The sequence below is a fragment of the Ensifer adhaerens genome, assembly GCF_013283195.1.
Classification (GTDB): Bacteria; Pseudomonadota; Alphaproteobacteria; order Rhizobiales; family Rhizobiaceae; genus Ensifer; species Ensifer adhaerens_G.
In genome coordinates this window covers 3244252-3269759 of sequence record NZ_JABEKT010000001.1, presented here as the reverse complement: position 1 = coordinate 3269759, position 25508 = coordinate 3244252, and the positions used below count along the sequence as shown (strand labels likewise).

Here is a 25508-nt window from a genome sequence, read left to right as displayed (position 1 = left end):
AGATGCTCATGTTTGTAGGCCAACCTCAGGAGGAAGCGATGACGGACAAACTGACACTGGTTCTGGGCGGTACCGGCAAGACGGGGCGGCGGGTCGCGGCCCGCCTTCAGGAGCGGGGCGTTGCGGTGCGCATCGGCGCGCGCTCGGCGTCGCCTTCTTTCGACTGGACCGACGAGGCGACCTGGGCGCCGGCCCTTGTAAATGTCGATCGCATTTATGTCTGCTTCCAGCCCGACCTGGCGGTGCCGGGCTCCGTCGAGATCATCGCCAAGTTTTCACGCCTTGCCGTCGACGCAGGCATCAAGCAGCTGGTGCTTTTGTCGGGCCGCGGCGAGGATGAGGCGGAAGCCGCCGAGCGTGCGCTTCAGGCCTCCGGCGCTGACTGGACGATCATCCGGGCCAGCTGGTTCTTCGAGAACTTCAGCGAAGGTTTTCTCGCCGATGGCATCGTGAGCGGGTCCGTCTTCCTGCCGACGGATGAGGTCACCGAACCCTTCATCAGCTGTGACGACATCGCCGACGTTGCGGTTGCCGCTCTTCTGGATGAAGGCCATGTTGGCCAGGTCTATTCGCTGACCGGCCTGCGGCTCATGACCTTTGCCGACGCTGTGGCCGAGATCGCTGCGGCTGCCAATCGTCGGATCAGCTATCAGTCCGTTCCGGTTGACGATTTTGCCGCGCAGCTGAAGGCCGACGGCGTGCCGGATGACTATGTCGAATTGATCCGCTATCTCTTCACCTCGGTGCTCGATGGGCGCAATTCGAGTGTGACGTCCGATGTCGAGCGCGTGCTTGGGCGCCGGCCGCGCGACTTTGCAACTTACGCCCGGGAGACCGCTGCAACCGGTGTCTGGAGTATTGCCGCATGATCCCGCTCATCCCCGCTCTGGCGTTTGCCGCCGCGATCGGTTCCGGCCTGATGGCCGGGCTGTTCTTCATCTTCTCGGTCTGCATCATGCAGGCGCTATCACGGCTGCCGGCCGAGCAGGGGATCGCGGCGATGAACGCCATCAACGTGGTGATCCAGAACCCGCTGTTTCTGAGCGTCTTCATGGGCACTGCGCTTCTTGCGCTTGCCCTGGTGATTGCCGCCTTCGTCTGGGGGGGCAATGGCAGCCTGCTCCTAGCTGCCGGCGGCATCGTCTATGTCGCCGGCGTGCTGATCGTCACCATCATCTTCAACGTTCCGATGAACGATGCGCTGGGTGCTGTCACGCCCGGCCAGGCTGCCACTGAATTCTGGCAGCAGCGCTACCTGACCGACTGGGTCTGGTGGAACCATGTGCGCACGGTGACTTCGATCGGGTCGCTGGCGCTGTTCATCCTCGGATTTGCACGCGCCTGACACGCGGCGACCGGCGGACCTTGACGAGGGTGCGCCGGTCGTTCCCGTCAATCGACGAGCGAACCGCAGGTGAGATTGGCGATTGCGCCTGTCATGGCGCCCGCCCGGTCCGAGGCGACGAAGGCCGCATAGTCGGCGACTTCGTCGAGCCTCGGGAAGCGCCCGAGCAATGTCCCAGTCTTCGCGCGACCGTCGAGCATCTCCTCCACCGTCGTGTCGAAGCGGTCGGCAAAGCCTTGAAAGACGGCACGTGCGTGTGAAACCGGCAGTGCCTCGGGAATGGCATCGGGGCGCAGGCAGATGACGCGGATGCCGTGGCTGCCGACTTCGCCCGCCAGAATGCGCGAGAAGGTCTCGATGGCGCCGCAGGTGGTGCCGTAGCCAAGAAAGCCGGAGCCCGACAGGCGTGAGCCTGGCGTCGAAACCGTCAGGATGACGCCGCCGCCGCTTCTCTCCATATGCGTTGTGGCCGTCTTGGCGGTGATGAAATTGGCGCGGGTGTAAGCGGAGATCGGACGTTCGAACTGTTCCAGCGTCAGCGCCGAAAGCGGCGGACCCTGAACATGGGCAAAGCCGACTGCTGTCAGCACCACGTCGATCCGGCCGGCGCGATCGACGACCGATTGCGCATGTTGCTCGACGGCGGCCTGATCGAGCACGTCGAGAACGTCGAACTCTGCCTTTCCGCCCGCCGCTCGAATTGTCCCGGTCGTGCGGCTCAAGGTTTCGGCTGTCCGTCCGACCAGAAAGACATCAGCACCTTCGCGGGCAAAGGCAGACGCCGCAGCGCCGCCGATCGCGCCGCTGCCGCCATAAACGATGGCCACCTTGTTTTGAAGCAACATGTCAAACTCCGTTGATCCTGCCTCGTTGAATGGACGTGCGGCATGAGGCCCCTGGGTCGGCAGGGATCCCAGGTGGAAAATCACGCAGCAATTTCTGATGGTTAAAAGGGTGCTAGGGCGGCGACAGCCGCCGGGCATATTCCAGTTCGAGCAGGGTATGCTTGTTCCAGAAGCCGCGCGACGTGCGGCCGGAAACCACATTGGCGAGAATGTCGAGATGGGTATGCCAGCCCGCGGCAAAGCTCGCCATCGTCTCCTGTTTCGCGATGCGCGAATGGGTGACGACCAGCAGCACGTTGGCACCCCTCATTTCCAGATCGAACCGCACCTGCGATGGCGTCGGCGTGCCTTCGCCCCAGCTATAGGCGAGCAGATGCGGCGGTTCGCAGGCGATGATGCGGCCATGGATTCGGCTCTCGCCGGCAAGGGCCGCATATTTGGCAGGCGGTTCGCCGCAATCCGTGCCGAGTTCCTCGTGACGGAAGATGTGCTCGACCTTCGTCCCGGCTGCGGCCCCTACGGTGCCGGCTGCCATCCACAGGCGGCGCTTGTTCTCCTCCGTCAGATAGGCCCAGATGCGCTCGATCGGCCCCGGCAACAGCCGCTCGATGCGCGCCGCATCCGGCGCGACGATCCGGGCATATCCGTCGTCGTTGCCGGTTGACGAAATCATCCCTTCTTCTCCGTCGTTGCCTGCGCATCCGCACCCTTTGCCGCATCGTCCGCCAGGAGCAGCGCTTCCAGCACGTCGATGCGCTGGCGCCAGAAGGCTTCGTAATGGCGCATCCACTCCATGCCGGCATGCATCGGTTCGGCGTCGAGCCGGCAGACATGGGCGCGGCCGCGCACCTCGCGCCGCACGAGGCCGGCGCCCTCGAGCACCTTGATGTGTTTCGAGGCGGCGGCAAGCGAAATGGAGAAGGGGGCGGCAAGCTCGCCCACCAGCCGTTCGCCCGCCGACAGATCCTCAAGCATCGCTCGCCGCGTGGGGTCGGAGAGCGCATGGAATACGGCGTCGAGCCGATCGTTCTTATATTCAACCATGTCGTTGAATATTGCCGATGCGATAGTTATTGTCAACCGTTTGGTTGAATTTAGTAGTAGCGCGAGAAGGAGCGGTCACGCGGCGGATCATCATGGATATGCCGTCCCTTCCAGGCGGCGAGCGCATCGGAGAGGTCGTCGGTCGGCACCATCTGGGCGAACTGCTCGCTTTCCACCAGCAGCCCTTCCGATATCGACATGTTGAGGCCGCGGGTGACGGCGGTGATGATCGAGCGGACGGCGAGCGGCGAATATCCCATGATGCGTCTGGCAAGGTCGCGGGTGGCAGGCATCAGTTCCTCATGGGCAACGACGTGGTTGACGAGGCCCATGTCCCGGGCGCGGTCCGGCGAGAAATCCTCGCCCGTCAGCAGCAGCTCGAGTGCGTGTTTGCGGCCGGCAAGCCGCGGCAGGCGCTGCGTGCCGCCGAAGGTTGGGGGCATGCCGAGTTTGATCTCGGGCTTGGCAAAGCGTGCCCGCTCGCTGGCGATCGCCAGATGCACCGCCTCGGTGATCTCGCAGCCGCCGCCATAGGCGATGCCGTTGACGGCAGCGATGACCGGCTTCGGGAAGGACTCAAGCCGCGCGGTCAGCCGCTGGCCCCGGCGAACGAAATCGCGCACCGCCGGGTTCACGCCCTTCGCCACGCTTTCAGAAAATTCGTGAATATCGCCGCCAGCGGAGAAGGCCCGCTCGCCCGCGCCGGTGATGATCACCGCGCCGACCTTGTCGTTGACCTCGATGGTGTCGAGCAGGGCCAGTAGGCGGTCTATCAGCTCGTAGTTCAGCGCATTGAGTTTCTCTGCCCGGTTCAGCGTCAGTTGGGCAATGCCTTCGGAAATCTGCATCAGCACGGTGTTGGACATGGTTGCTCTCCGGCAAGTGTTGACACGGAGAGGTTAGGTGAGGGAGGATACCATGTATATTCACTAGTCGGTATACATTGTGATGGCGAAGGCTCAGAAATCGACCCGGGAAACGATTGTCGCGTCCGCAGCAAAGCTCTTCTATGCGCAGGGTATCCGCGCCGTCAGCGTCGATGCGGTGGCCGAGGCTGCAGGGGTGACGAAGCGCACGCTCTACTATCATTTCGAAAGCAAGGACGAGCTGATCGCCGCCTATCTCGAAGGCCGCGACCAGCCGAACCTTTTGCTTTTTCGCAAATGGTTCGAAGCGGCAGACGGCGATCTGGCCGAAAAGGCCGAGGCGATCTTCGTCAATCTCGCCCGGGCCGCGCGACATCCCAAATGGAAAGGGTGCGGTTTCCTGCGCACCTCGGCCGAGCTCGCCAATATGCCCGGCCATCCGGCGATCCGCATCGGTGCCAGCCACAAGAAGACTTTCGAGGCCTGGCTGGCGCAGGTGTTCGCCGAGGCAGACATCAATGATGCCGGTGAACTGGCGCGCCAGATGCTGCTTTTGCTCGACGGCAGTTTTGCCGTCGTCCTCCTGCATCGGGATGCAAGCTACATGGAGAGTGCCGGCAAGGCGGCGGCAATGCTGGTCCGCGCGGCGATGTCCGCCCGCTGATTTCCGGCTTCAGGGTTTGCCGTCGGCCTCGACCTTGGTGGTGCCGCAGGGGTCGAGTACGACGCCGTTTTCGAATGTGCCGGACACCAGTCCGCTGACGTCGACCCGATCTCCCGGCTTCAGCGCGCTGTTGTTGTATTCGAGGCAGACGACGCGGGTCTTGGTGTTCGGGCAAAGCGTGGTGACGGCGATCGGATCCTGGACCTCCAGCGATACAACTTCGGCGGTCAGCTCGACATCCGGCCATTCCGGTGGCTGCTTCTGCCAGCCGGCAACCATAGGGGCGATCGCCTCGCAGCTGGTAACGTGCGGGCCGCCATCTTCGGCGATCGATGGCGTCGGCAGCAACAGAAGCGTCAGGAAAGTGCTGCGGGCGATCCGCTTCAGGTCAAGCATTCAGGTCTCCTGTGTTAAGGAGGCGCTCTAGCAAAGCCCGTGATCGCTGGAAAATGATTGCTCCTCATCTCGCATTGAATGGAATTCAGCATGCTCGACTGGCGTCGGATCGACCTCAACAACCTGAAAGTGCTGCATGCGCTGATGCTGGAGCGCCATGTCGGCAGGGCAGCCGACCGGCTGGGGGTAACGGCATCCTCGATCAGCCACAGGCTCCGTCGCATGCGGGAAGACTTTGCCGACGATCTGTTCGTGCGCACGCCGAGCGGCATGGTGCCGTCGCCGCGCATGGAAGAGATCGCGGTGCCGCTCAGCGAAATGATCGCCAGCATCACCCTTGCGGTTTCATCGGGCGCACTGGAGGCATTGCCGCAGGCGCGGCGTTTCACGCTCGTGGTGCCGGACGGTCTGCGCCAGCAACTCCTGCCGGTGCTGATACAGAGCCTGGTTCAGGACCATGCGGGCCATAGCCTGGAGATCCGCGTCTTCGAGCGCCGCTCCTATGCCACCGAGCTGTCGCAGGGCGAGGTCGATGCGGTCATCTCGGTCGGTGGCGATCGGGACGACCGCAGTCTCGTCGAGCGGATACCGGTTGCATGCGACCGGCTCGTCTGTCTGTTCGGACCGCTCTGCCCACTTGCCGGCGCGGATGAGGTGGCGGTCGACGACTATCTCTCGGCCGCGCATCTCTATTCGCTGCCCTGGCCGGCGTCGGACAATCACTTCGACCGGCTGCTGGCGCGCGATGGGCGCTCGCGCCGGATCATGCTCACCATGCCATCGCATCTGGGGATCGGCGACGCGCTGATTGCCAGCCGGCTGGTCGCCACCGTCCCGTCGTCGCTTGCGCGTCATCTGACGGCGCTGCACCCGCCGCTCGCCATCCGCCCGCTCGCGATCGACGGCACCGAGGGAACGGTCTTTCTGGAAGCCTCGCGCCAACAACAGCGGCGGCCGGAAATCGCCCGCTTCAAGGCCCTGGTGGAAACGGCGATCCGCACGGTGCTGCCGCGATCGCCGGCGGCACCGGGCGTCTGACAGGACGCGAAAAGGCCGCTCTATCCTTTTGCAGCACGTGACGGCGCTGTAGCACTATAAATTGCTGCATAATTCCTTAAATCGATTCTGATTTAAGGAATTATGCAGTAGGCAAACGCGTTGCCGCGATACAGATTGCGCCCGAAAACCGGGAGAGCGACATGGCAGTCAAACGCATCGTTTCCAATCTATACGCGCCGGATCCCAAGGCCGCGCACGCCTTCTACGCCGACCTGCTCGGGCTTGAGCTGGTGATGGATCATGGCTGGATCCTGACATTCGCCGCCAAAGGGCAGACCGCGATGCCGCAGGTGGGCGTGGCGAGCGAGGGCGGAAACGGCACGTCGGTGCCGGTGCTGTCGATCGAAGTGGACGATGTCGATACGGTCTATGCGCAAGCACGGAAGAAGGGCGTGGACGTCGTCTACGAGCTTACCGACGAGCCCTGGGGCGTGCGGCGCTTTTATATGCGCGATCCGTTCGGCAATGTGATCAACATCCTGTCCCATTGAGGAGGCCGGTCGCCGAAGGGGTCGGCGGCCAGCCTATCAGATCAGGCGAGCGTCAGCGCGTTCGCGAGGTCGGCGACCAGATCGTCCGGATGCTCGATGCCGATCGAAAGCCGGATCGTCGTGTCGAGAACGCCGATGCGGCGGCGAACGTCGATCGGCACGCCGGAGTGGGTCATCGCCGCCGGATGGCTTGCCAGCGATTCCGTGCCGCCGAGGCTGACGGCGAGCTTGAAGATCTGCAGCGCATTCAAAAAGCGGAAGGCCGCCTCCTGGCCACCTGTGATGTCGAAGGAGAAGGTCGAGCCGGCCCCTGTGCATTGCGCCGCATAGGCCTTGCCGAGCGGCGAGGCTTCGTCGTGGAACGGCAGGTAGTGAATGCGCTCGACCTTGGGATGGTCGCGCAGGAATTCCGCCACCACCAGGGCATTGTCGTTGGCCTTGTGCATGCGCACCGACAGGGTCTCGAGCGAGCGGCCGAGCATCCAGCAGGAATGCGGGTCGAGTTGCGTGCCGATCGCGCCGCGCAGCGCCTTCACCTGCTTCATGACCGCCTTGGACCCGAGGGCGGCGCCGGCGATCAGATCTGAGTGACCGCCGACATATTTGGTCAGCGAGTAGAGCGAGATATCGGCGCCGTGCTCGATCGGTCGCTGGAACACCGGGCCGAGCAGGGTGTTGTCGCAGGCGATGACCGGCGTGTGGCCCTGTTTGGCGCCAATGGCGTCGGCGACGCGGCGGATCATGGCGACGTCGACGAGGCTGTTGGTCGGGTTGGCGGGCGTTTCGATCAGGATGACCGAGACACGGCCTTTCGCCATCGCCGCTTCAGCAGCTTCCGTCACCGCCGCTTCGTTGACGCCATCGGCAAAACCGACGGCCGAAACGTCGAGATTGAGGAAGGTTTTCGCCAGCAGCGTCTCGGTGCCGCCGTAAAGCGGCTGGCTGTGCAGCACCGCATCGCCGGGCTTGACGAAGGCAAGCAGCGTCGTTGCGATCGCCGACATGCCGGAGGAAAACAGCGCGCAGCTTTCCGTGCGCTCGTAGACGGCAAGGCGATCCTCGACGATCTCGCTGTTCGGATGGTTGAAGCGCGAATAGACGAGGCCGGCACCCACACCCGCCGGCGGCTCGCGACGGCCCGAGACGAAATCGAAGAAATCGCGGCCTTCCTCGGCGGTGCGGAAGACGAAGGTGGAAGTCAGGAACACCGGCGGCTTGACGGCCCCCTCAGACAGTTCAGGGTCGTACCCATAGTTCAGCATCAGTGTTTCGGGATGCAGCTTGTGGTTTCCGATATGGGTCTTGTAGGGGTGCGGCGCGGTCATGGCTTTCTCCTGAAGCGAAACGGGGCGACTGGCAGGCAAATTATATCAGACGCTTGGACCGATCCTTGCTATTTGCAATCACATACCCTTGAGTTGCGCAAACTATTGCCGGGATTGAAGAGATATGACGCAGAAAATTGCCGACGAGACTGACCGCAGAATCCTGAGGGAGTTGCTGGCCGACGCACGCATCACCAACAACGACCTGGCCGAGCGTGTCGGCCTGTCGGCTTCGCCCTGCCTCAGGCGGCTGCGGCGACTGGAGGAAACCGGCGTCATCCGCGGCTATACCGCGCTCATCGATCCGGCAGTCGAGGGCTGGACGATGACGGCGATCGCCACAGTCCGCCTCAGCCGCCAGCACGAGGACGAGATCGTCATGTTCGAGCAGGCGATCCGTGGTTGGGACGAGGTGCTTGAATGCCATCTCGTCACCGGCTCGCGCGACTACGTGCTGAAGGTGATGAGCGCCGGGCTCGAGCAATACGAACGGTTCATCAAGGAGAAGATCGCCCGGCTCAAATGCGTGGCCTCAATCGAGACAAGCTTCGTGATGAACACGATCAAGGAGCGGCGGATCTGACCGACAATTGCCTTTAGGCAATTGTATCCAGGACAACAGCGAACTTGTTCGGTTCGCCTCTGCAAGGTCCGCGTGCGTGGGGCATCGATCTCGCCTTGCCAAGCGGGCGCAGGCATTGTCTACTGCCGGAAATTGCACACCATATGACCTTTTGGGAGCATTGCGATGCCGCCTATGGAATTGCTTCTGGCCTTCGTCGTGACCACGGCAATTTTCGCCTATATCCCGGGTCCTGCGATGCTTTATGCGGCGGCGCAGACGATGGCGCGCGGCCGCTGGTCCGGCTTGATGGCGACGCTCGGCATTCACCTCGGCGGTTATGTGCATGTCGTTGCGGCGGCCGCCGGCCTGTCGGTGCTGTTTCATGCGGTGCCGGTGCTCTACATGATCGTCAAGTTTGCCGGTGCCGCCTATCTCGTCTGGCTCGGGATTTCGCTGTTTCGCGCCAAGGCGCATGGGACCGGCGACTTGCCCGGCATCGGGGCGAAATCCGGCCGGCGCGCCTTCTTCGAAAGCATCACCGTCGAAGTGCTTAACCCGAAGACGGCGATCTTTTTCGTGGCCTTCCTGCCGCAGTTCATCGATGCATCCGCGGCGTTCCCGGTCTGGCTGCAGTTCGTCATCCTCGGCACGATCGTCAACCTGATGTTTTCGTCGGCCGATATCGTCTGCGTCATTCTGGCGGGGGTACTGATGGCAAGGCTCAAGCGCTCGAGCATGGCGCAGCGTGCGATGCAGCGCGCCGGTGGCGGCGTGCTCGTCGGACTCGGCGTGCACCTGGCCTTCCAGAAAAGCTGATCCGCGCATGCCGCGTGTAGGGGATGGCGTCGGTGGCGGTGACACTGCCGACGCGAGGTGGTCGCTGCTGCGGCTGGCGGCTATCAATCGGGCACCGCGCCAACCCGAATGGCGCTCTTGACGAACGACTGACAACAAGGAGCCTGCCGGTGGATCACCTTGAAGAGATAGGCCTGCGCAGGACGAGGTGGCCCGTTCCACGTTTCGTGTCCGGGCTTTGGGCGTCGTTGTCGACGACGGGGCTCATCGTCGCAGTGCTGTTCTTCGCCGCGTCTCTGACGCCGAGCCTGATCCCGCGGCCCTATGTCATTCAGGCGTTGATCTCAGGCCTTTCGCTGTCTGCCGGCTATGCCATCGGCGTGTTCCTGCGCTGGCTCTGGTCCTATCTCGAACTGCCGGACGTACGGTCGAAGACTGGCCTGTTCCTCAAGATTGCGGCGGCCCTCGGCTGCGCAATTTTTGCGCTGACCTTTCTTTGGCGGGCGGCGGAATGGCAGAATACCGTGCGCAGCCTCATGGGGCTCGATCCCGTCGAGAGCGCCGAGCCGTTCAAGCTTGGCCTCATCGCCGCTGTCGTCTTCATCCTCATCGTGTTGCTGGCACGCCTGTTCCGGCTGACATTCCGCTTTCTTGCCGGGCGCTTCGAGTATGTGCTGACGCGGCCGCTGGCAAAGGTCACGGCTATTGCCGCGGCCATCGCTCTCTTTTGGTCGGCGACCGACGGGGTGATCTTCCGCTTCGCTCTGCATGCGGCCGACAGCTCCTTCCGGAGGCTCGATGCGCTGATCGACCCTGATGTGGCGCCGCCGAGCGACCCGCTGAAGACGGGCAGCGGCGCGTCGCTTATGACCTGGGACGAACTCGGCCGGCAGGGGCGCCAGTTCATCGCCTCGGGGCCAAGCGCCCGGGATATCGGCGCCGTCTTCAGTGGTGAGGTGAAGGAGCCCTTGCGCGTCTATGCCGGGCTCAATTCGGCCGAGACGGCGAAGGAACGGGCCAAGCTGGCGCTCGAAGAACTGAAGCGTGTCGGCGGGTTCGAGCGGTCCAACCTGATGATCGTCGTGCCGACAGGCACCGGCTGGGTCGATCCGCCGGGCATCGATTCTGTCGAGTATCTCTTGAAGGGCGACGTCGCGAGTGTCGCGGTGCAGTATTCTTATCTGGCGAGCTGGTTGTCGCTTCTGGTCGAGCCGGAATATGGCGGCGAGACTGCCAATGCCTTGTTCGACGCCGTCTACGGTTACTGGACGACGCTGCCCAAGGACAAACGTCCGCGCCTCTACCTCTACGGCCTCAGTCTCGGCTCGATGAACTCGCAGGGCTCGGTCGACCTGTTCGACATCATCAGCGACCCATTCCAGGGCGCTCTCTGGGTCGGCACGCCGTTCCCGACGCGGACCTGGCTTTCGGTGACGGCGGCCCGAAATCCGGGCTCTCCGGAGTGGCTGCCGCGCTATCGCGACGGTTCGGTGATCCGCTTCACCGGCCAGAAGAATGCGCTGGATATCCCCGGCGCGGTATGGGGTAATGTCCGCATCGTCTACCTGCAATATGCCAGCGACCCGATCACCTTCTTCGATCCGCTTTCCTTCTATCGCGAGCCGGACTGGATGAAGGCGCCGCGTGGCCATGACGTCTCGCCCGACCTTAGATGGTTCCCTGTGGTAACGATGTTCCAGCTTTTGGCCGACGCGGCGACGGGTACGACGACGCCGATCGGCTACGGCCATGTCTATGCGCCGGAACATTACATCGATGCGTGGATGGACGTGGTCGATCCGCCTGGGGTGACGACTGATGACGCGACGCGGCTGAAGGCGCTGCTCAAGGGGCGCTACTGAAAGCCGGCCATGTCAGTCACCGCGCAGATGGGCGGCGATCTGATGGGCAAGCGCCTGGATCAGCGGCGCCTCGGCCTTCTCCGTCGGGCAGAGCAGGTAGTAGCCTGCCGATGCGGGTATCGCCGTCGGAAACGGCTGGATCAGCCGGCCCTCTTGCAGATAAGAACGGGTCAGCACATCCGAGACGAGAGCCATGCCCTGTCCCTGTAGGGCGGACGCCACCGCGACGGCGACTGAAGGCACCCGGACGCTGCGGCTGCCTTCAAGCGATATGCGCGCGGCGGCCGACCAGCGCGTCCATTCCCGGCCGTCGTCCTCATGCAGCAAGGTGACGTCGCGCAGCTTCCGGTCGCGGTGCGACCCTTCCAGCCGCGGGAAAAGAAGCGGCGAGCAAATCGTCCTGAGCTTCACGTCGCTGACCACCTGCCACCAAAGCCCGTTGAAGGGCGGATTGTCGTAGACCACGGCCAGGTCGACATCGTCCCATTGCACGTCGCTTGCGCGGATACAGCTGCGCATGGCGAGATCACTGACTCCGCGCGCATCGGCGAATTGCACCAGCAGGCTCGCCATCCAGGCGATTGCCAGGGCCGGGGGCAAGGCGACCGTAAGCTTCGTCTGGTGGTTTTCGAGCTGACGTTCCGCATTGTTTTCAACGGCGATGGCGAGATTGCCGATGGCGTGGGAAACGGTCTGGGCAAAATCACGCCCGGCTGCGGTCAGGCGGATATTGCGCCCCGATTTTTCCAGAAGCGTCAGGCCCGTCGTTTCAGAAAGCCTGCGCAGCTGCAGCGATACGGCTCCGGGGCTGAGGCCGAGTTCATCTGCTGCCTGGCGCACTGATCCGATCCGGGCAACGGCTTCGAAGACCCTGAGATAGGGCAGGAAATGCAGCGCTTTCATTTTAGCTCCAAGCCCTGATTTGCAGTCGATCGATGCGTTTGCGTCATCGATAATTGTTTAGTTAAACTAGACAATATCAAGCATAAAAAATCGCTATTCCCAATCGATTTTTACTCCTATGAATCGGATCGGAGAGAGGGAGTAAGACCATGATTGCAGCGCAACCATTTGATTTTCCTTATGACGGCAGGCTGGTTCCGTCACAGACCGCGCTGATGGTGATCGACCTTCAGATCGACTTCTGTTCGCCCGATGGATACTTCGCTTCGATGGGCTACGATCCGGCGCCGCTCGCCGCCATCGTGCCGGCGGTCAACCGGGTGATATCGGCGGCGCGTAAGGCCGGCTGCCTGATCATCCATACACGGCAGGGCTACCGTGCCGACCTCGCCGATATGACGCCTTACGAAATATGGCGGCGAAAGCGTTCGGGCCTCGAGAATACGCAGGTGCTGCTGCGCTCGAGCCCCGGCTTCCAGCTGCTGCCGGAACTCGATGTCGCCGACACAGACGTCATCATCGACAAGACCTGCAACAGCTCGTTCACCTATACGGATCTTGAGCATGTGCTGCGGGCGCGGGGCATCACCCATATGCTCTTTACCGGCTGCACCACCGATGTCTGCGTCCACACGACGCTGCGCGAAGCCTGCGATCGCAATTTCCAGTGCCTGACGATCTCTGATTGCTGCGCCAGTGGCGAGCAATGGGCGCATGAGGCGGCGATCAACATGATCTCGATCGAGAACGGCATTTTCGGCACGGTTTCGACCAGCGACGCCGTCATCGCCGGTCTGGCCAAAGCCAGCGGCTAACGCCGACAGCACACTCCCATTTCAAAGCGTTCTGCCAACCGTTTCAACGGAATGATGCCCCATGCAAAGATATATCTCGCTGATGAGACTGACGGCCAAGGGACTGGCCGAACTTGCCGACAGCGGCGCGCGGCGCAAGGTCAGCGAAGACCGCGTTTCTGCGCTCGGCGGCCGCTCGGTCGCCTTCTACGCCACGCTCGGAACCTACGACTTCGTCCAGGTTTTCGAGATGCCCGACAATGCGTCGATGATGCAATACGTGCTGACGGCGCGGCGCGACGGGTTCGTCGACCCGCTTATCCTTCCCGCCTTCGACAGCCAGGCCTATGGCGACATCGTCGGGCGTGTTTCACCAACCTAATCGAGGGGAATACAGATGATCAGACTGGCATCGCATGCAACCCTTCTCTGGACCATTCTGCTGTCGGCGGGGCTTGCCCATGCGGAAGTACCAGCCTTTGCCGCCGATGGCGACATCGGCGTGTGCACCACCGCTGCCTTTCCGCCGCTGACCTTCAAGGAGAGCCCGGCCGATCCAAAGCCGACCGGCATCGATATCGAGATCGTCGAGGCGCTTGCCGGCCTCTGGAACGCCAAGGTCGGCTATACGGTCACGGAATTTGCCGGGCTGTTGCCGACGCTCGGCGCCGGGCGCTGCGACGTGATCATCAGCGGCATCTACATCAACGCCAAGCGCCGCGAGACTTATGACGGCGTATCCTACATGAAATCGGCGACCGCAATGGTGACCAAGGCCGGCACCGACACCATCAAGGTGCCGGAGGATCTGAGCGGCAAGGTGATCGCGCTCGAAGCCGGCGCCTACTACAAGCAGGAGCGGATCGAGCCCCTGAACAAGGCGCTCGCCGCCAAGGGCCAGCCGCCGGTCGAGGTGCAGGAATATCCGACCCAACAGGCGGCCTACCAGCAGGTTCTCGTCGGCCGCGTCGATGCGACGATGACCGAAGAGGCCGAGGGCGCCTATCGCGCCTCGCGCTCCGACGGGGCGCTGCAGCTCCCCTATACCTGGGCGTCGGATTTCACCTACGGAATCTACTCCAGGCGCGAAGGCAGCGATGCTGCCGCGGTCAAGGCGGGGCTCAAGACTTTGAAGGAACAGGGCTTCTTCAGCGGCATCGCCAAGAAATATGGCCTCGACCCGGCGCTGTTCGACGTCGATTACGATCGTTGATGCTGGAGAGCGGGATGAGGAAAAGTGTGCGCGGTTTGCCGCCCGCATCCCGCGCTAACTTAATCCAAGGAAGCGGGCAGGGCATGAACTTCGACACCAAACTGTTTTTCGATGCCCTGACCATGCCGGTCATGCTGCAGGGGGCGGCGATCGCGATCCTGCTCTCCATCCTGGTTCAGGCCGCCTCGTTCCTGCTCTGCCTGCCGCTCGCCGTCGCGCTCAACTCGATGGCGGCGGTGCGCCGCACGGCGGCCCAGATCTATGTCTGGCTGTTTCGCTCGGCCCCGCTGATCCTCGTGCTGCTGATCGTCTGGAACGGTGCGCCGCAGCTCTTTCCCGGCCTGACGCGGGCGCCCTGGTACACGCCTTTTGCCGCCGCCTTCATCGCCTTCACGCTGGTCACCACCGCCTATATGGCGGAGGCGATGCGCGGGGCACTGGCAGCGATCGGCCAGGGGCAGACGGATGCGGCCCGCGCCCTCGGGCTCAACCGGATGCAGACCTTTTTCCTCGTCGTCCTGCCGCAGGCCCTGCGCATCGTCATGCCGGTGCTCGTCAACGAGTTCATCAACCTGATCAAGCTGACCTCGCTTGCCTACGTCATCTCGATGCGAGAGATCATGGCCGTCGTCAACGACGCGATCGCCTCAAGCTTCCGCTTCGTCGAATGGTATTCGGCAGCGCTCGTCTATTATCTGGCGATCGTCTCCATCCTGATGGTCCTGCAGCGCTTGATCCAGCGCCGCATGGCCTAGCTTCAGCCCAGGGCCTCACTTCCTGCGGAAAGCAGAGCCTGCATCGCGCCGATGATCTTGCGGTGCTGGTGCGCGTGGCGGGTGCGAAGGCTGGTGGCGGCATAGATCGACTGCGGGATCACCGGCGCATCGGCGACGAGCTTTGCTCGGCCGGACTGGACGAGCCGATCGGCCGTTGCCGCGGTGACATAGGCGGCACCACCGAGGGAATGCAGCAGCATGGTGATTGCCATGTTCTGGCCGGTCGCCACCGGCGCTGCGGAGAGATGCGGCAAGGCGAGCCGGTGGGCACGATCGAAGGCCGGCGAATAGATTGCCTGGATATAGGTCTCGACCTTGATATCGGCTAGCGAGGCGGAATCGGTGCCGACCATCACGTAATGCACATCGCCGATCCTTTCGTAGTGAAGATCGGGCAGGTAATGCGGGGTGTAGAGCAAAGCGAGGTCGAGATCGCCGGCGCCGAGATCCCGGTTCATCTGGTTGGAGTAATCCGCCTCCATGTAAAATTCGGTGGTCGGCAGCTCCAGCCGGATGGCAGATAGCCATTCGCCGGCAAAGGCTTCGGCGAGATCGTGCTGGATGCCGAGCCGCATCGAGCGCTCCAGCGCGCCGGCACTGGTGACCGCGCGTGTTGCCTCATGCCACTGGTTTTGCAGGGCTTTTGCGTAATCCAGAAACCTGAGGCCTGCGGCCGTCGGCACGGTCCCGCCCTTGTTACGGGTGAAGAGCTTGCGGTTGAACTGGCCCTCCAGCGCCTTGACCCGATGGGACACGGTGGACTGGGTGATGTTTAGCCGCTCGGCGGTGCGGTTGAAGGAGCGGGTCTCCATCAGGTCCAGGAACGTCTCGATCAGATCCACTTGCATCGGCATTGCGTCCGGTTTCGAAGGTCCGTCCAATCTAATCGAATTCATCGATCAATAAAGCCTGTTTCCGTCGCTTGATGGCGCCTCGTTTCACCGGCAAGAATTCCGGCAAAACGAGGGAACAGTGCATGTCGAATTTGCCGTCTCACGCGCGTGTCGTGATCATCGGTGGGGGAGCGATCGGCGCTTCCTCGCTCTACCATCTTGCCAAGGCCGGCTGGACCGACTGCGTGCTTCTGGAAAAGAACGAGCTGACGGCCGGCTCGACCTGGCATGCGGCCGGCAACGTGCCGACGTTTTCGTCGTCCTGGTCGATCATGAACATGCAGCGCTATTCCGCGTCGCTCTATCGCGATCTCGGCGCGCTCGTCGATTATCCGATGAACTATCATGTCACCGGCTCGATCCGGCTTGGTCACTCCAAGGAGAGGCTGCAGGAGTTCAAGCGCGTCGTCGGCATGGGCCGCTACCAGGGCATGGACCTCGATATCCTGTCGCCGGACGAAATGCGCAGCCGCTACCCGTTCCTCGAAACGCATGACCTGACTGGTGCGCTCTACGACCCCTATGACGGCGATATCGATCCGGCGCAGCTGACGCAGGCGCTGGCCAAGGGCGCGCGCGACATGGGCGCAAAGATCATCCGCTTCTGTCCCGTCACGGCGGCGCGCCGCGAAAACGACGAGTGGGTGATCACCACGCCACAGGGCGAGATCCGCTGCGAATACGTCGTCAATGCCGCCGGCTACTACGCCCGCGAGGTCGGCAAGATGTTCGGCCGCGACGTGCCGATGATGGTGATGAGCCATCAGTATATCCTGTTCGACGAGATCCCGGAGCTCGCCGCCTGGTCGAAGGAAGCCGGCCACAAGCTGCCGCTCTTGCGCGACGTCGACAGCTCCTACTATCTCCGCCAGGAGAAAAACGGCATGAACCTCGGGCCTTATGAGCGCAACTGTCGCGCCCACTGGGTCACGCCCGACGACCCGATGCCGGAAGACTTTTCGTTCCAGCTCTTCCCCGACGATCTCGATCGGCTGGAATGGTACCTGAACGACGCCGTCGAGCGCGTGCCGATCCTCGGAACCGCCGGGCTGTCGCGGATCATCAACGGCCCGATCCCCTACGCGCCTGACGGCAATCCGCTGATCGGGCCGATGCCCGGCGTGCCCAATGCGTTTGAGGCCTGCGTCTTCACCTTCGGCATCTGCCAGGCGGGTGGTGCCGGCAAGGTGCTCGCCGAATGGATCACCGAGGGCCAGACCGAGTGGGACATGTGGTCCTGCGACCCGCGCCGCTACACCGACTATACCGACCAGGATTATTGCATCGCCAAGGGCATGGAGATCTACGGCCACGAATATGCGATGCACTTCCCCAAACATTACTGGGCGGCGGGTCGCGGCAAGAAGCTGTCCCCGATCCACGACCGGATTGCAGCACTCGGCGCGCAGTTCCAGCCCTATAACGGCTGGGAACGGGCGATGTGGTACGCCAAACCGGGCGACGACACGTCCGAGGAGGCGACCCAGACCTGGGGGCGGGCAGGGCCCTGGGCCAAACGCATCGAGGAGGAGTGTCTCGCCGTGCGCGATGCGGCAGGCATCCTCGACCTGCCGGGCTTCTCGCGCTTCAGGGTGAAGGGCAAGGGCGCGACCGAGTGGCTCTCAGGCCTGATCACCGGCCGCGTGCCGAAGCCCGGCCGCATCGGTCTTGCCTATTTCTCCGACGACAAGGGACGCATCGTCACCGAAATGTCGGTCATGATGCTGGACGAGGATTTCTTCTTCCTGATCACGGCGGCAACGGCGCAGTGGCACGATCTCGAGTGGCTGCAAAAGCACCTGCCGGCAGATGCCGCCTTCACGCTCGACGACGTCACCACGCAATTCAGCTGCCAGATCCTGACGGGGCCGAAATCGCGCGACATCCTCGCAGAGGTCAGCGACGCGGATCTCGCCAAGGGGTGGCTCACGCACCAGACGGCGCAAATCGCCGGGCGTTATTGCCAGCTGGTGCGCGTCTCCTTTGCCGGTGAACTCGGCTGGGAGATCCATACGAAGGTCGAGGACACGGCAACGATCTTCGACGCAGTGTGGGCGGCCGGCGAGAAGCATGGCCTGAAACCCTTCGGCATGGAGGCGCTCGACAGCCTGCGCATCGAGAAAGGCTACCGCGCCTGGAAGGGCGATCTCTCCACCGACTACACCATCCTGCAGGGCGGGCTCGAGCGCTTCGTCGACTGGGCAAAGCCGGGCTTCAAGGGCAAGGCGGCGCTGGAGCGGGAGAAGCAGCAGGGCGTTTCCAAGCGCTTCGTCACCTTGACGGTCGCCGCCGACGGCTGCGATGCGCCCTACATGTCGACGCTCTGGTCGGACGGCCAGGTGGTCGGCGAGACCACCTCGGGCAACTGGGGCTACCGCGTCGGCAAGTCGATCGCGCTCGGCATGCTCAGGGCCGATCTCGCCGTACCCGGCAACGAGATCGAGGTCGAGATCTTCGGCGACCGCTTCAAGGCGACGGTCGAGGCCGACCAGCCGCTCTGGGATCCCTCCAATGAAAGACTGCGCGCATGACCAAGCCCATCCCCTCGAAAGCCCGGGCCGTCATCATCGGCGGCGGCGTCTCCGGCTGTTCCGTCGCCTATCACCTCGCCAAGCTCGGCTGGACCGACGTGGTGCTGCTTGAGCGCAAGCAGCTGACGTCGGGCACCACCTGGCATGCGGCCGGCCTGATCGGCCAGCTGCGCGCCTCGCAGAACATGACGCGGCTCGCGAAATATTCCGCCGACCTCTACGTCAAGCTTGAGGCCGAAACCGGCATTTCCACCGGCATGCGCCAGAACGGCTCGATCACCGTGGCGCTGACGGAGGAACGCAAGGAAGAAATCTACCGTCAGGCGTCGCTGGCGCGCGCCTTCAATGTCGACGTGCGTGAAATCACGCCCGACGAGGTGAAGGCGATGTATCCACACCTCAACACCTCGGACGTGAAGGCGGCCGTGCACCTGCCGCTCGACGGCCAGTGCGACCCGGCCAATATCGCCATGGCGCTTGCCAAGGGCGCGCGGCAGAACGGCGCAACTATCATCGAGGGCGTCAAGGTGACGGCCGTCTTGAAGAAGGATGGACGGGTGACCGGGGTCACCTGCGAGCAGAACGGCGAGACCTACACGATCGAGACCGATTATGTCGTCAACTGCGCGGGCATGTGGGGCCGCGAGTTCGCGCGGCAATCCGGTGTGACCGTGCCGCTGCATGCCTGCGAGCATTTCTACATCGTCACCGAGGCGATCCCCAACTTGACCCGCTTGCCGGTGCTGCGGGTGCCGGACGAGTGCACCTATTACAAGGAGGATGCCGGCAAGATGCTGGTCGGCGCCTTCGAACTCAAGGCGAAGCCCTGGGGCATGGACGGTATCCGCGAGGACTTCTGCTTCGACCAGTTGCCCGATGATTTCGACCACTTCTCGCCGATCCTCGAAATGGCGGTCAATCGCATGCCGATGCTGGAGACGGCGGGGATCCATACCTTCTTCAATGGCCCGGAGAGCTTTACGCCCGACGATCGCTACTATCTCGGCGAGGCGCCGGAGGTGAAAGGCTACTGGGTTGCTGCCGGCTACAACTCGATCGGCATCGTTTCTTCCGGCGGGGCGGGCATGGCGCTGGCTCAATGGATGAACGACGGCGAGCCGCCCTTCGATCTCTGGGAGGTGGATATCCGCCGAGCGCAGCCGTTCCAGAAGAACCGCGCCTATCTCAAGGACAGGGTCTCCGAGACGCTCGGCCTGCTCTATGCCGATCATTTCCCCTATCGCCAGATGGCGACGGCCCGCGGCGTGCGGCGCTCGCCGCTGCACGAGCACCTGAAAGCCCGCGGTGCCGTCTTCGGCGAAGTCGCAGGCTGGGAGCGGGCAAACTGGTTTGCCAATGACGGCCAGGAGCGCGAATACCGCTATTCCTGGAAACGGCAGAACTGGTTCGAGAACCAGAAGGCCGAGCACCTGGCGGTGCGTGAGCGCGTCGGTCTGTTCGACATGACCTCCTTCGGCAAGATCCGGGTGGAGGGGCGCGACGCGCTTTCCTTCCTGCAGAGGCTCTGCGCCAACGAGATGAATGTCGAGGCCGGCCGCATCGTCTACACCCAGATGCTCAACGGCCGCGGCGGCATCGAAAGCGACCTGACGGTCACGCGTCTCTCGGAGACCGCCTTCCTGCTCGTCGTGCCTGGCGCCACGCTGCAACGCGATCTCGCCTGGCTGCGCAAGCATGTGCGCGACGAGTTCGTCGTCATCACCGATGTCGGTGCCGGCGAAAGCGTGCTCTGCGTCATGGGGCCGAAATCGCGCGACCTTCTGCAAAAGGTGAGCCCGAACGATTTCTCGAATGCCGCGCATCCCTTCGGTACGGCGCGCGAGATCGAGATCGGCATGGGGCTCGCCCGTGCCCACCGCGTCACCTATGTCGGCGAACTCGGCTGGGAGCTTTATGTCTCCACCGACCAGACGGCGCATGTGTTCGAGGCGCTGGAGGCGGCGGGGCAGGATCTCGGGCTGAAGCTCTGCGGCATCCACACGCTTGACAGTTGCCGCATCGAAAAGGCCTTCCGGCATTTCGGTCACGATATCACCGACGAGGACCACGTGCTCGAAGCCGGGCTCGGCTTTGCGGTCAAAACCGACAAGGGCGATTTCATCGGACGCGAGGCGGTGCTTGCCAAACACAATCGTGGGCTGTCGCGCCGGCTGGTGCAGTTTCGCCTCGCCGATCCGGAGCCGCTGCTCTTCCACAACGAGGCGATCGTGCGCGACGGCAAGATCGTCGGCACCATCACCTCGGGCAATTACGGCCACCATCTCGGCGGCGCGATCGGCCTTGGCTACGTGCCGTCGGAGGGCGAGAGCGACGCCGATGTGCTTGGCTCCAGCTTCGAGATCGAGATCGCCGGCACGCGGGTGAAGGCCGAGGCGTCGCTGAAGGCGATGTACGACCCGCGGGCGGAGCGGGTGCGGATGTGAACTCGCGCTTGGAGTTGCCCCACACCCTATCCCTCTCCCCGCAGGCGGGGCGAGGGGACGAGAATGCGGCACGCTTGCCATACGATGGCAGTCGTCGAAATGGCGGAGTCGCAAATGGTTTTGGGGAACGAGTGGGTGCTGCGATGTCCCTTCGCCCCGCCTGCGGGGAGAAGGTGCCGGCAGGCGGATGAGGGGCTTTTCGAGGCACAACGAAAATACGCGCGCCGGAACGCGGTTCTTCCGGTCCATCTTTCGGGAGTACAGGCCCATGTTCGCATCGGACCTTTCCAATACCACCGTCGCGGGCGACCGCATCGATCAGCTGGTGGCGGCGCATCGGCCGGGTCATGGGCTCGTCCGCGCCTTCTACCATGACGAGGAGATCTACGAGCGCGATCTTGAGCGGGTGTTTCGCCGCCACTGGCACTGCGTCGCGCATGAAAGCGTGATCCCAAACCCCAATGATTTCGAAGTCTTTCGCATGGCCTCAGAGCAGGTGATCGTCACCCGCACCGCTACCGGCGCGATCCATGCGATGCTGAATGTCTGCCGCCATCGCGGCGCCGAGGTCTGCACCAAGGACAAGGGCAATGCCCGCGCCTTCGTCTGTCCCTATCACGCCTGGACCTATGGCAACGACGGCGCGCTGAAGGCGGCGCGGCTGATGCCCAAGGATTTCAAGCGCGAGGACCATGGGCTGAAGAAGCTGCATGTGCGCGTGGTCGAAGGTCTGATCTTCATCTCCTTTGCCGAACAGCCGCTCGACTTCTCCGAGGTCGAGAACCTCTTGCACGCTACCTGCGGCCAGTATGGCTGGGCGGAGGCCAAGGTCGCGCACCGGCAATCCTATCCCGTCGATGCCAACTGGAAGCTCGCAGTCGAGAACTATGTCGAGTGTTACCATTGCGGCCCGGCCCATCCGGAATATTCCGAGACGCATGCGCTGGAACAGCCGCTGCACATGATCGAGGAGCTGAATGCCAAGATGGAAGCGCGCACCTGCGCTCTCGGTATCGAGGTCGGCTCCGGCGATCACTGGCAGTCCTCGGCCGGCGGCAAGGAGACGGTGCATGCCTTCCGCTACGCGCTCTATGATGGCGTCAAGACCGGCAGCAAGGACGGCCAGCCGCTCAGCACCCTGATGGGCCGCTTCAGCGATTTCGACGGCGGCGTCACGTCCATCCATCTCGGTGGCACGACGTTCCTCGTCTGCTACCCCGACCACGGCATGATCTACCGCTTCATTCCGAAGACGGCAGGCACCTGCGAGATGGAGCTGATCTGGCTCGTCGACGGCAAGGCCGAGGCGGGGCGGGACTACGACCTCGAAAGGCTCATCTGGCTGTGGACGGTGACGACGGACGAGGACAAGACGATCATCGAACACACCTCGCGCGGCGTGCGCTCGCACTATTTCGTGCCGGGGCCGATCGCGCCGATGGAGCAGAACGAGCTCAGATACATCAACTGGTATCTGGACGAGATCAGCCGGCCGACCCTTGTGTCGTCGGCAGCTGCGCAGGGTGGGAGTGTTGCCGCTGCGGCGGTGTGAGAGACATTCGAACACTGCGGCTTGGCGAAGCCTATGGCTGACGGCGCGGACGCGCCGTCGCTGGATTTCTGTGACGAGCACAGGAATGAGGCTCCATGGCCCAGCGGCGGATTGAGGCCGGAACAGTGCCCGCCGTCGTGGTGCGCCAGTGCGCGATCACTCCCGTCGGTCGAAATGAGTGCGCAGCGCCACATGGGTCTGCACCGTGGCCACGCCCGAGATCAGTGAAATCTGGCGGCGGATGGTGTCGAGGTCGCCGTTGGACGCACATTCGATCAGCAGCATCAGGTCGGTTTCGCCGGCGAGCGACCAGCAGCTGACAACCGGCGGCATGCCGGCCAGATGCGGCACGATGTGGTCGCAGTTCTTTCCGGGCTGGAAGGAGACGGCGATCAGCGCCCGCACCACCGGTGCCTTGTCCTCGATCCCCAAGCGAATGGTGTAGCCGGCAATCACGCCCTTCGTTTCCAGCCGGCGCAGGCGCTCATGGGCAGCACTGCGCGACAGGCCGGCATGGCGGGCAAGCGCCACCAGGCTCTGGCGCGAATCCTGTCGAAGCGCTGCGACCAGCAACCGGTCCTTCTCATCCATTTCTGTCAATGTGTCGTCCTCTTGGTCATTCAGCCGGAAGATCGTCCAGTTGAACGTCATCTTGTCCAGTGAAACCGGACGATAGGGCAGCTAGCTTCCTCAGGCAACCAAAGGAGCGTTAGCCATGACCAAACAGCTACTTCCCGACAATGCCGTGCTTATCCCGATCGACATGCAGCAGGCGTTCGATGTCGCTCCCTGGCCGCCGCGCTGGAACGATACGGTCGATGAAAATGGGCGCGCGTTGCTTGCCGCCTGGCGCGGCGCCCGCCGGCCGATCATCCACGTGCGCCACGACAGCGTCGCGCCGGGCTCGACGCTTGCGCGGGGTGCGGCCGGCAATGCACCCCGTCCGGGCTTTGCGCCCGTTGGCGACGAGCCTCTGGTCAGCAAGAGCGTCAACGCCGCCTTCATCGGCACCGACCTCGATCTGCGCCTGCGGCGGCTCGGCGCCGATACGGTGGTGCTTTTCGGCATCTCGACGGACATGTGCGTGTCGACTTCGGTCAGGGTCGGCGCCAATCTCGGCTACCGGGTGATCCTGGTGGAGGATGCCTGCGACTGCTTCGACCAGCCGGATGGTGCTGGTGGCACGATCCCGGCGCGGGATATCCACCGGGCGCATGTCGCGACATTGCGGGCTGAGTTCGCCGAAGTGACGACGACAGCCGAGCTCGTCTCCGCCCTGCGGCTGGCATCGGCGGCCTGAGGGGATCGCAACGCTGGCTGAGGCCTACTTGCTGGCGGCGCCGCGGACTTCCATCACCTGGTAGGTCCATTTCGGCGTCGTCAGGCTCTCGCCCTCGCGGCTTGGAAAGGTGAGGAAGGTCTCGAACGGTCTTGCCTGGCCGACGGGCACGCGGGACAGAACAAGCGCGCTGTCGTCGCCGATCTTTTGGCAGGCGTCCTGAGGGCAATCCTCAAGCGTCACCGACAGCCGGAAATACTCGAGCGGCGTGGCGCCGTTGTTGGTGACGGTGCCGCGCAGGCGAAAGCTTCGCTCCGGTTGGCTCTGCTCGAACGTCATACCGTCGAGGCTGATGTTCTGGGCCGCGGGAACCGCCGGAGCTGTCGCCACCGGTTCGGATGCCGGAGCCTTGCGCTCACCACGGTCGCTGATCCAGACGATGAAGGCGGAAAGCAGGGCGATTGCGACCGCGACAGAGAGGATGGGCTCTGCCCACCGGCGAAAGCGGCTGAAACGCGCCGCCAGATACACGATCGCCACGCCAACCAACGCTACCAACCAAAGCATGAAGCTCCTCCTTATCAACCCTTATATAGGGTGCGGAGCGGGTGGCAACATCGCCGGGCGCGCTCGAAGGTCACGCCTTCGGCATTTCCTGGTCTGGATCGCACGTCTTTTCGCCAACCCCTTGCTGCCATTGCAATTGTGTTGGGTTTCGCGGGGTCTCTAACGCGGCGTATCGGCGCCCAGGCTGACGGTATAGGTGCCTTCGAAGGGCACGGCGGCAAAGCGTTCGTTGATCTCAGCGAGGCTCTTTTCCGGGTCGAGATCGGCAAAGATGTCGGGGCGCAACCAATGGGCGAAGGCTTCGGCAGCGACGATGTTGAGCGGGATGGCGTTGAAGAAGTTCCAGATGCCATGGACGCGGCCGCTCTCGACCGCTGCGATACCGGTAAGGACCGGCGCCTTGACCGCAGCGGCCAGCGTCTGTTCGGCCTCATCCCTGGCAACGCCGGGGCCGATCGAGAAGCTGCTGTAGGTTCCACCGGGAGACGAAGTGGCAATGTAGACGTCCGGATTTGCGGCGATGACGGCTTCGGCGCTCACTGTGCCGCCCGGGCGCGGCAGCGCGCCTTCGGCGATGTTGCGGCCGCCGGCGATCGTCAGGAACTCGCCGAGGCCGCCGACGCCATAGGCCCAGCAGCACTGGTCGGGCTTCGGGAAGGCATCCATCAGCACGCTCGGTCGCGGCTCGGGCTTGGCGGCGACTCTGGAGCGGATGAGCGCCAGCTTGTCTTCGTAAAAGCGGGCGAAAGCTTCCGCCTGCTCGTCGCGCTCCAGGATCCGGCCGAGAAGCCGCATCATGTCGGGCGTGGTCTTGAGCGGATCGCTGTTGAAATCGACGACGATGACAGGCACGCCGGTGCTGGTGAGATAGTCGATGGCGCGCTGGCCCGGCTCGTTGTCGGCCTGCCAGTTGGCGAGGATTGCGAGGTCAGCCTTCAGCGTCAGCACTGTTTCGTAAGACAGGCCCGGAATCGTGCCGTCATCGATCAGTGGCACGTCTGATATCGCCGGGAATTTCTGGCGGAAGCTCTCGTAGATCTCGGGATTGGCACCCTTCATGTCGCCGGACCAGCCGGCGAGCAGGCTGACGGGATCTGGGTGGATGAGCGACAGGGCGACGAGGTTAAAGCCGCTACCGAGCAGGATCGCCTTTGGCGGCGCTGAGATCGTCACCTCGCGCCCGGCTGCGTCCTTCACTGTCATCGGCCATTTGCCTTCGGCCCGTGCGGCCATGGCGAAAAGCGGGATGGTGACGAGGAGGGCCAGTATAATCCGGACCGCGGACCGCAAAGCGAGATG

The 25508-nt window shown here is 63.4% G+C and carries 27 protein-coding genes; 16 read left to right on the top strand and 11 right to left on the bottom strand.

Annotation, left to right across the window (positions count from 1 at the left end; genetic code table 11):
* The first annotated feature begins 38 nt into the window (after positions 1-38).
* Together LPJGGPFB_RS15575 and LPJGGPFB_RS15570 are read left to right on the top strand one after the other, a co-directional pair.
* Complete coding sequence (locus tag LPJGGPFB_RS15575) at positions 39-869, top strand: NAD(P)H-binding protein (protein ID WP_173420732.1); 831 nt, start codon at positions 39-41, stop codon at positions 867-869.
* Positions 866-1345, top strand: a complete 480-nt coding sequence (locus tag LPJGGPFB_RS15570; protein ID WP_173420731.1) for an anthrone oxygenase family protein — start codon at positions 866-868, stop codon at positions 1343-1345. The genes LPJGGPFB_RS15575 and LPJGGPFB_RS15570 overlap by 4 nt, the downstream gene beginning before the upstream one ends.
* A 47-nt stretch (positions 1346-1392) precedes the next feature.
* Here LPJGGPFB_RS15570 and LPJGGPFB_RS15565 read toward each other — a convergent pair whose 3' ends face one another.
* The 4 genes from LPJGGPFB_RS15565 to LPJGGPFB_RS15550 all read right to left on the bottom strand — a co-directional run bounded on the left by LPJGGPFB_RS15565 (position 1393) and on the right by LPJGGPFB_RS15550 (position 4100).
* A complete protein-coding gene (locus LPJGGPFB_RS15565; protein WP_173420730.1) occupies positions 1393-2190 on the bottom strand; it encodes an SDR family NAD(P)-dependent oxidoreductase in 798 nt (265 codons plus the stop codon).
* Between the two features lie 112 nt (positions 2191-2302).
* A complete protein-coding gene (locus tag LPJGGPFB_RS15560; RefSeq protein WP_173420729.1) occupies positions 2303-2863 on the bottom strand; it encodes an SRPBCC family protein in 561 nt (186 codons plus the stop codon).
* Positions 2860-3234, bottom strand: coding sequence for an ArsR/SmtB family transcription factor (locus LPJGGPFB_RS15555; protein ID WP_173420728.1), 375 nt, complete (start codon positions 3232-3234; stop codon positions 2860-2862). The genes LPJGGPFB_RS15560 and LPJGGPFB_RS15555 overlap by 4 nt, the downstream gene beginning before the upstream one ends.
* A gap of 50 nt (positions 3235-3284) precedes the next feature.
* Positions 3285-4100, bottom strand: coding sequence for a crotonase/enoyl-CoA hydratase family protein (locus LPJGGPFB_RS15550; protein WP_173420727.1), 816 nt, complete (start codon positions 4098-4100; stop codon positions 3285-3287).
* 82 nt (positions 4101-4182) lie between these two features.
* Here LPJGGPFB_RS15550 and LPJGGPFB_RS15545 point away from each other — a divergent pair, with 82 nt between their 5' ends.
* Positions 4183-4764 (top strand): TetR/AcrR family transcriptional regulator, encoded by a 582-nt coding sequence (locus tag LPJGGPFB_RS15545; RefSeq protein WP_173420726.1) that lies wholly within the window; start codon positions 4183-4185, stop codon positions 4762-4764.
* Between the two features lie 9 nt (positions 4765-4773).
* On the opposite strand, the gene LPJGGPFB_RS15540 is transcribed toward LPJGGPFB_RS15545, so the two are convergent.
* A complete protein-coding gene (locus LPJGGPFB_RS15540) occupies positions 4774-5160 on the bottom strand; it encodes a hypothetical protein (RefSeq protein ID WP_173420725.1) in 387 nt (128 codons plus the stop codon).
* Positions 5161-5250: 90 nt separating this feature from the next.
* Between LPJGGPFB_RS15540 and LPJGGPFB_RS15535 the strand changes: the two genes are divergently transcribed.
* Together LPJGGPFB_RS15535 and LPJGGPFB_RS15530 are read left to right on the top strand one after the other, a co-directional pair.
* Complete coding sequence (locus LPJGGPFB_RS15535) at positions 5251-6198, top strand: LysR family transcriptional regulator (RefSeq protein ID WP_173420724.1); 948 nt, start codon at positions 5251-5253, stop codon at positions 6196-6198.
* Between the two features lie 161 nt (positions 6199-6359).
* Positions 6360-6710 (top strand): VOC family protein, encoded by a 351-nt coding sequence (locus tag LPJGGPFB_RS15530; protein WP_173420723.1) that lies wholly within the window; start codon positions 6360-6362, stop codon positions 6708-6710.
* A gap of 41 nt (positions 6711-6751) precedes the next feature.
* Here the strand turns inward: LPJGGPFB_RS15530 and LPJGGPFB_RS15525 are convergent, their stop codons facing one another.
* Positions 6752-8035, bottom strand: a complete 1284-nt coding sequence (locus LPJGGPFB_RS15525; RefSeq protein ID WP_173420722.1) for a cystathionine gamma-synthase family protein — start codon at positions 8033-8035, stop codon at positions 6752-6754.
* A gap of 124 nt (positions 8036-8159) precedes the next feature.
* On the opposite strand from LPJGGPFB_RS15525, the gene LPJGGPFB_RS15520 reads away from it, so the two are divergent.
* The 3 genes from LPJGGPFB_RS15520 to LPJGGPFB_RS15510 all read left to right on the top strand — a co-directional run bounded on the left by LPJGGPFB_RS15520 (position 8160) and on the right by LPJGGPFB_RS15510 (position 11257).
* Positions 8160-8618, top strand: a complete 459-nt coding sequence (locus LPJGGPFB_RS15520) for an Lrp/AsnC family transcriptional regulator (RefSeq protein WP_077499731.1) — start codon at positions 8160-8162, stop codon at positions 8616-8618.
* Between the two features lie 165 nt (positions 8619-8783).
* Positions 8784-9416 carry a LysE family translocator gene (locus LPJGGPFB_RS15515; protein ID WP_173420721.1) on the top strand — a complete coding sequence of 211 codons (633 nt, stop codon included), beginning with the start codon at positions 8784-8786 and terminating at the stop codon, positions 9414-9416.
* 149 nt (positions 9417-9565) lie between these two features.
* Positions 9566-11257, top strand: a complete 1692-nt coding sequence (locus tag LPJGGPFB_RS15510) for an alpha/beta-hydrolase family protein (protein WP_173420720.1) — start codon at positions 9566-9568, stop codon at positions 11255-11257.
* A 12-nt stretch (positions 11258-11269) separates the two neighbouring features.
* Here LPJGGPFB_RS15510 and LPJGGPFB_RS15505 read toward each other — a convergent pair whose 3' ends face one another.
* Positions 11270-12160 carry a LysR substrate-binding domain-containing protein gene (locus tag LPJGGPFB_RS15505; protein WP_173420719.1) on the bottom strand — a complete coding sequence of 297 codons (891 nt, stop codon included), beginning with the start codon at positions 12158-12160 and terminating at the stop codon, positions 11270-11272.
* Between the two features lie 149 nt (positions 12161-12309).
* Between LPJGGPFB_RS15505 and LPJGGPFB_RS15500 the strand changes: the two genes are divergently transcribed.
* The 4 genes from LPJGGPFB_RS15500 to LPJGGPFB_RS15485 all read left to right on the top strand — a co-directional run bounded on the left by LPJGGPFB_RS15500 (position 12310) and on the right by LPJGGPFB_RS15485 (position 14922).
* Positions 12310-12975, top strand: a complete 666-nt coding sequence (locus tag LPJGGPFB_RS15500) for a cysteine hydrolase family protein (protein ID WP_173420718.1) — start codon at positions 12310-12312, stop codon at positions 12973-12975.
* A gap of 61 nt (positions 12976-13036) precedes the next feature.
* Positions 13037-13336, top strand: coding sequence for a GYD domain-containing protein (locus LPJGGPFB_RS15495; RefSeq protein ID WP_173420717.1), 300 nt, complete (start codon positions 13037-13039; stop codon positions 13334-13336).
* 15 nt (positions 13337-13351) lie between these two features.
* Positions 13352-14167, top strand: coding sequence for a transporter substrate-binding domain-containing protein (locus tag LPJGGPFB_RS15490; RefSeq protein WP_173420716.1), 816 nt, complete (start codon positions 13352-13354; stop codon positions 14165-14167).
* A gap of 83 nt (positions 14168-14250) precedes the next feature.
* Complete coding sequence (locus LPJGGPFB_RS15485; RefSeq protein ID WP_234902819.1) at positions 14251-14922, top strand: amino acid ABC transporter permease; 672 nt, start codon at positions 14251-14253, stop codon at positions 14920-14922.
* A 2-nt stretch (positions 14923-14924) separates the two neighbouring features.
* Here the strand turns inward: LPJGGPFB_RS15485 and LPJGGPFB_RS15480 are convergent, their stop codons facing one another.
* Entirely contained in the window at positions 14925-15791 is an 867-nt protein-coding gene (locus LPJGGPFB_RS15480) for a LysR family transcriptional regulator (protein WP_173420715.1), read from the bottom strand.
* Between the two features lie 128 nt (positions 15792-15919).
* On the opposite strand from LPJGGPFB_RS15480, the gene LPJGGPFB_RS15475 reads away from it, so the two are divergent.
* The 3 genes from LPJGGPFB_RS15475 to LPJGGPFB_RS15465 all read left to right on the top strand — a co-directional run bounded on the left by LPJGGPFB_RS15475 (position 15920) and on the right by LPJGGPFB_RS15465 (position 22363).
* Complete coding sequence (locus LPJGGPFB_RS15475; RefSeq protein ID WP_173420714.1) at positions 15920-18367, top strand: GcvT family protein; 2448 nt, start codon at positions 15920-15922, stop codon at positions 18365-18367.
* Positions 18364-20811, top strand: coding sequence for a GcvT family protein (locus tag LPJGGPFB_RS15470; protein WP_173420713.1), 2448 nt, complete (start codon positions 18364-18366; stop codon positions 20809-20811). Before LPJGGPFB_RS15475 ends, LPJGGPFB_RS15470 begins: the two co-directional genes overlap by 4 nt.
* Before the next feature lie 268 nt (positions 20812-21079).
* The gene (locus LPJGGPFB_RS15465; protein ID WP_173420712.1) at positions 21080-22363 is read left to right on the top strand and encodes an aromatic ring-hydroxylating oxygenase subunit alpha; all 1284 of its coding nucleotides are present in this window, start codon (positions 21080-21082) and stop codon (positions 22361-22363) included.
* Between the two features lie 156 nt (positions 22364-22519).
* Here the strand turns inward: LPJGGPFB_RS15465 and LPJGGPFB_RS15460 are convergent, their stop codons facing one another.
* Positions 22520-22954 carry an Lrp/AsnC family transcriptional regulator gene (locus tag LPJGGPFB_RS15460; RefSeq protein ID WP_234902909.1) on the bottom strand — a complete coding sequence of 145 codons (435 nt, stop codon included), beginning with the start codon at positions 22952-22954 and terminating at the stop codon, positions 22520-22522.
* Positions 22955-23078: 124 nt separating this feature from the next.
* On the opposite strand from LPJGGPFB_RS15460, the gene LPJGGPFB_RS15455 reads away from it, so the two are divergent.
* Positions 23079-23663: a cysteine hydrolase family protein gene (locus LPJGGPFB_RS15455; RefSeq protein ID WP_173420710.1), complete on the top strand. Its 585-nt coding sequence runs from the start codon at positions 23079-23081 to the stop codon at positions 23661-23663.
* Between the two features lie 24 nt (positions 23664-23687).
* Here the strand turns inward: LPJGGPFB_RS15455 and LPJGGPFB_RS15450 are convergent, their stop codons facing one another.
* Together LPJGGPFB_RS15450 and LPJGGPFB_RS15445 are read right to left on the bottom strand one after the other, a co-directional pair.
* A complete protein-coding gene (locus tag LPJGGPFB_RS15450; RefSeq protein ID WP_173420709.1) occupies positions 23688-24209 on the bottom strand; it encodes a DUF3426 domain-containing protein in 522 nt (173 codons plus the stop codon).
* A gap of 159 nt (positions 24210-24368) precedes the next feature.
* The gene (locus LPJGGPFB_RS15445; protein ID WP_282438127.1) at positions 24369-25499 is read right to left on the bottom strand and encodes an ABC transporter substrate-binding protein; all 1131 of its coding nucleotides are present in this window, start codon (positions 25497-25499) and stop codon (positions 24369-24371) included.
* Positions 25500-25508: the final 9 nt, after the last annotated feature.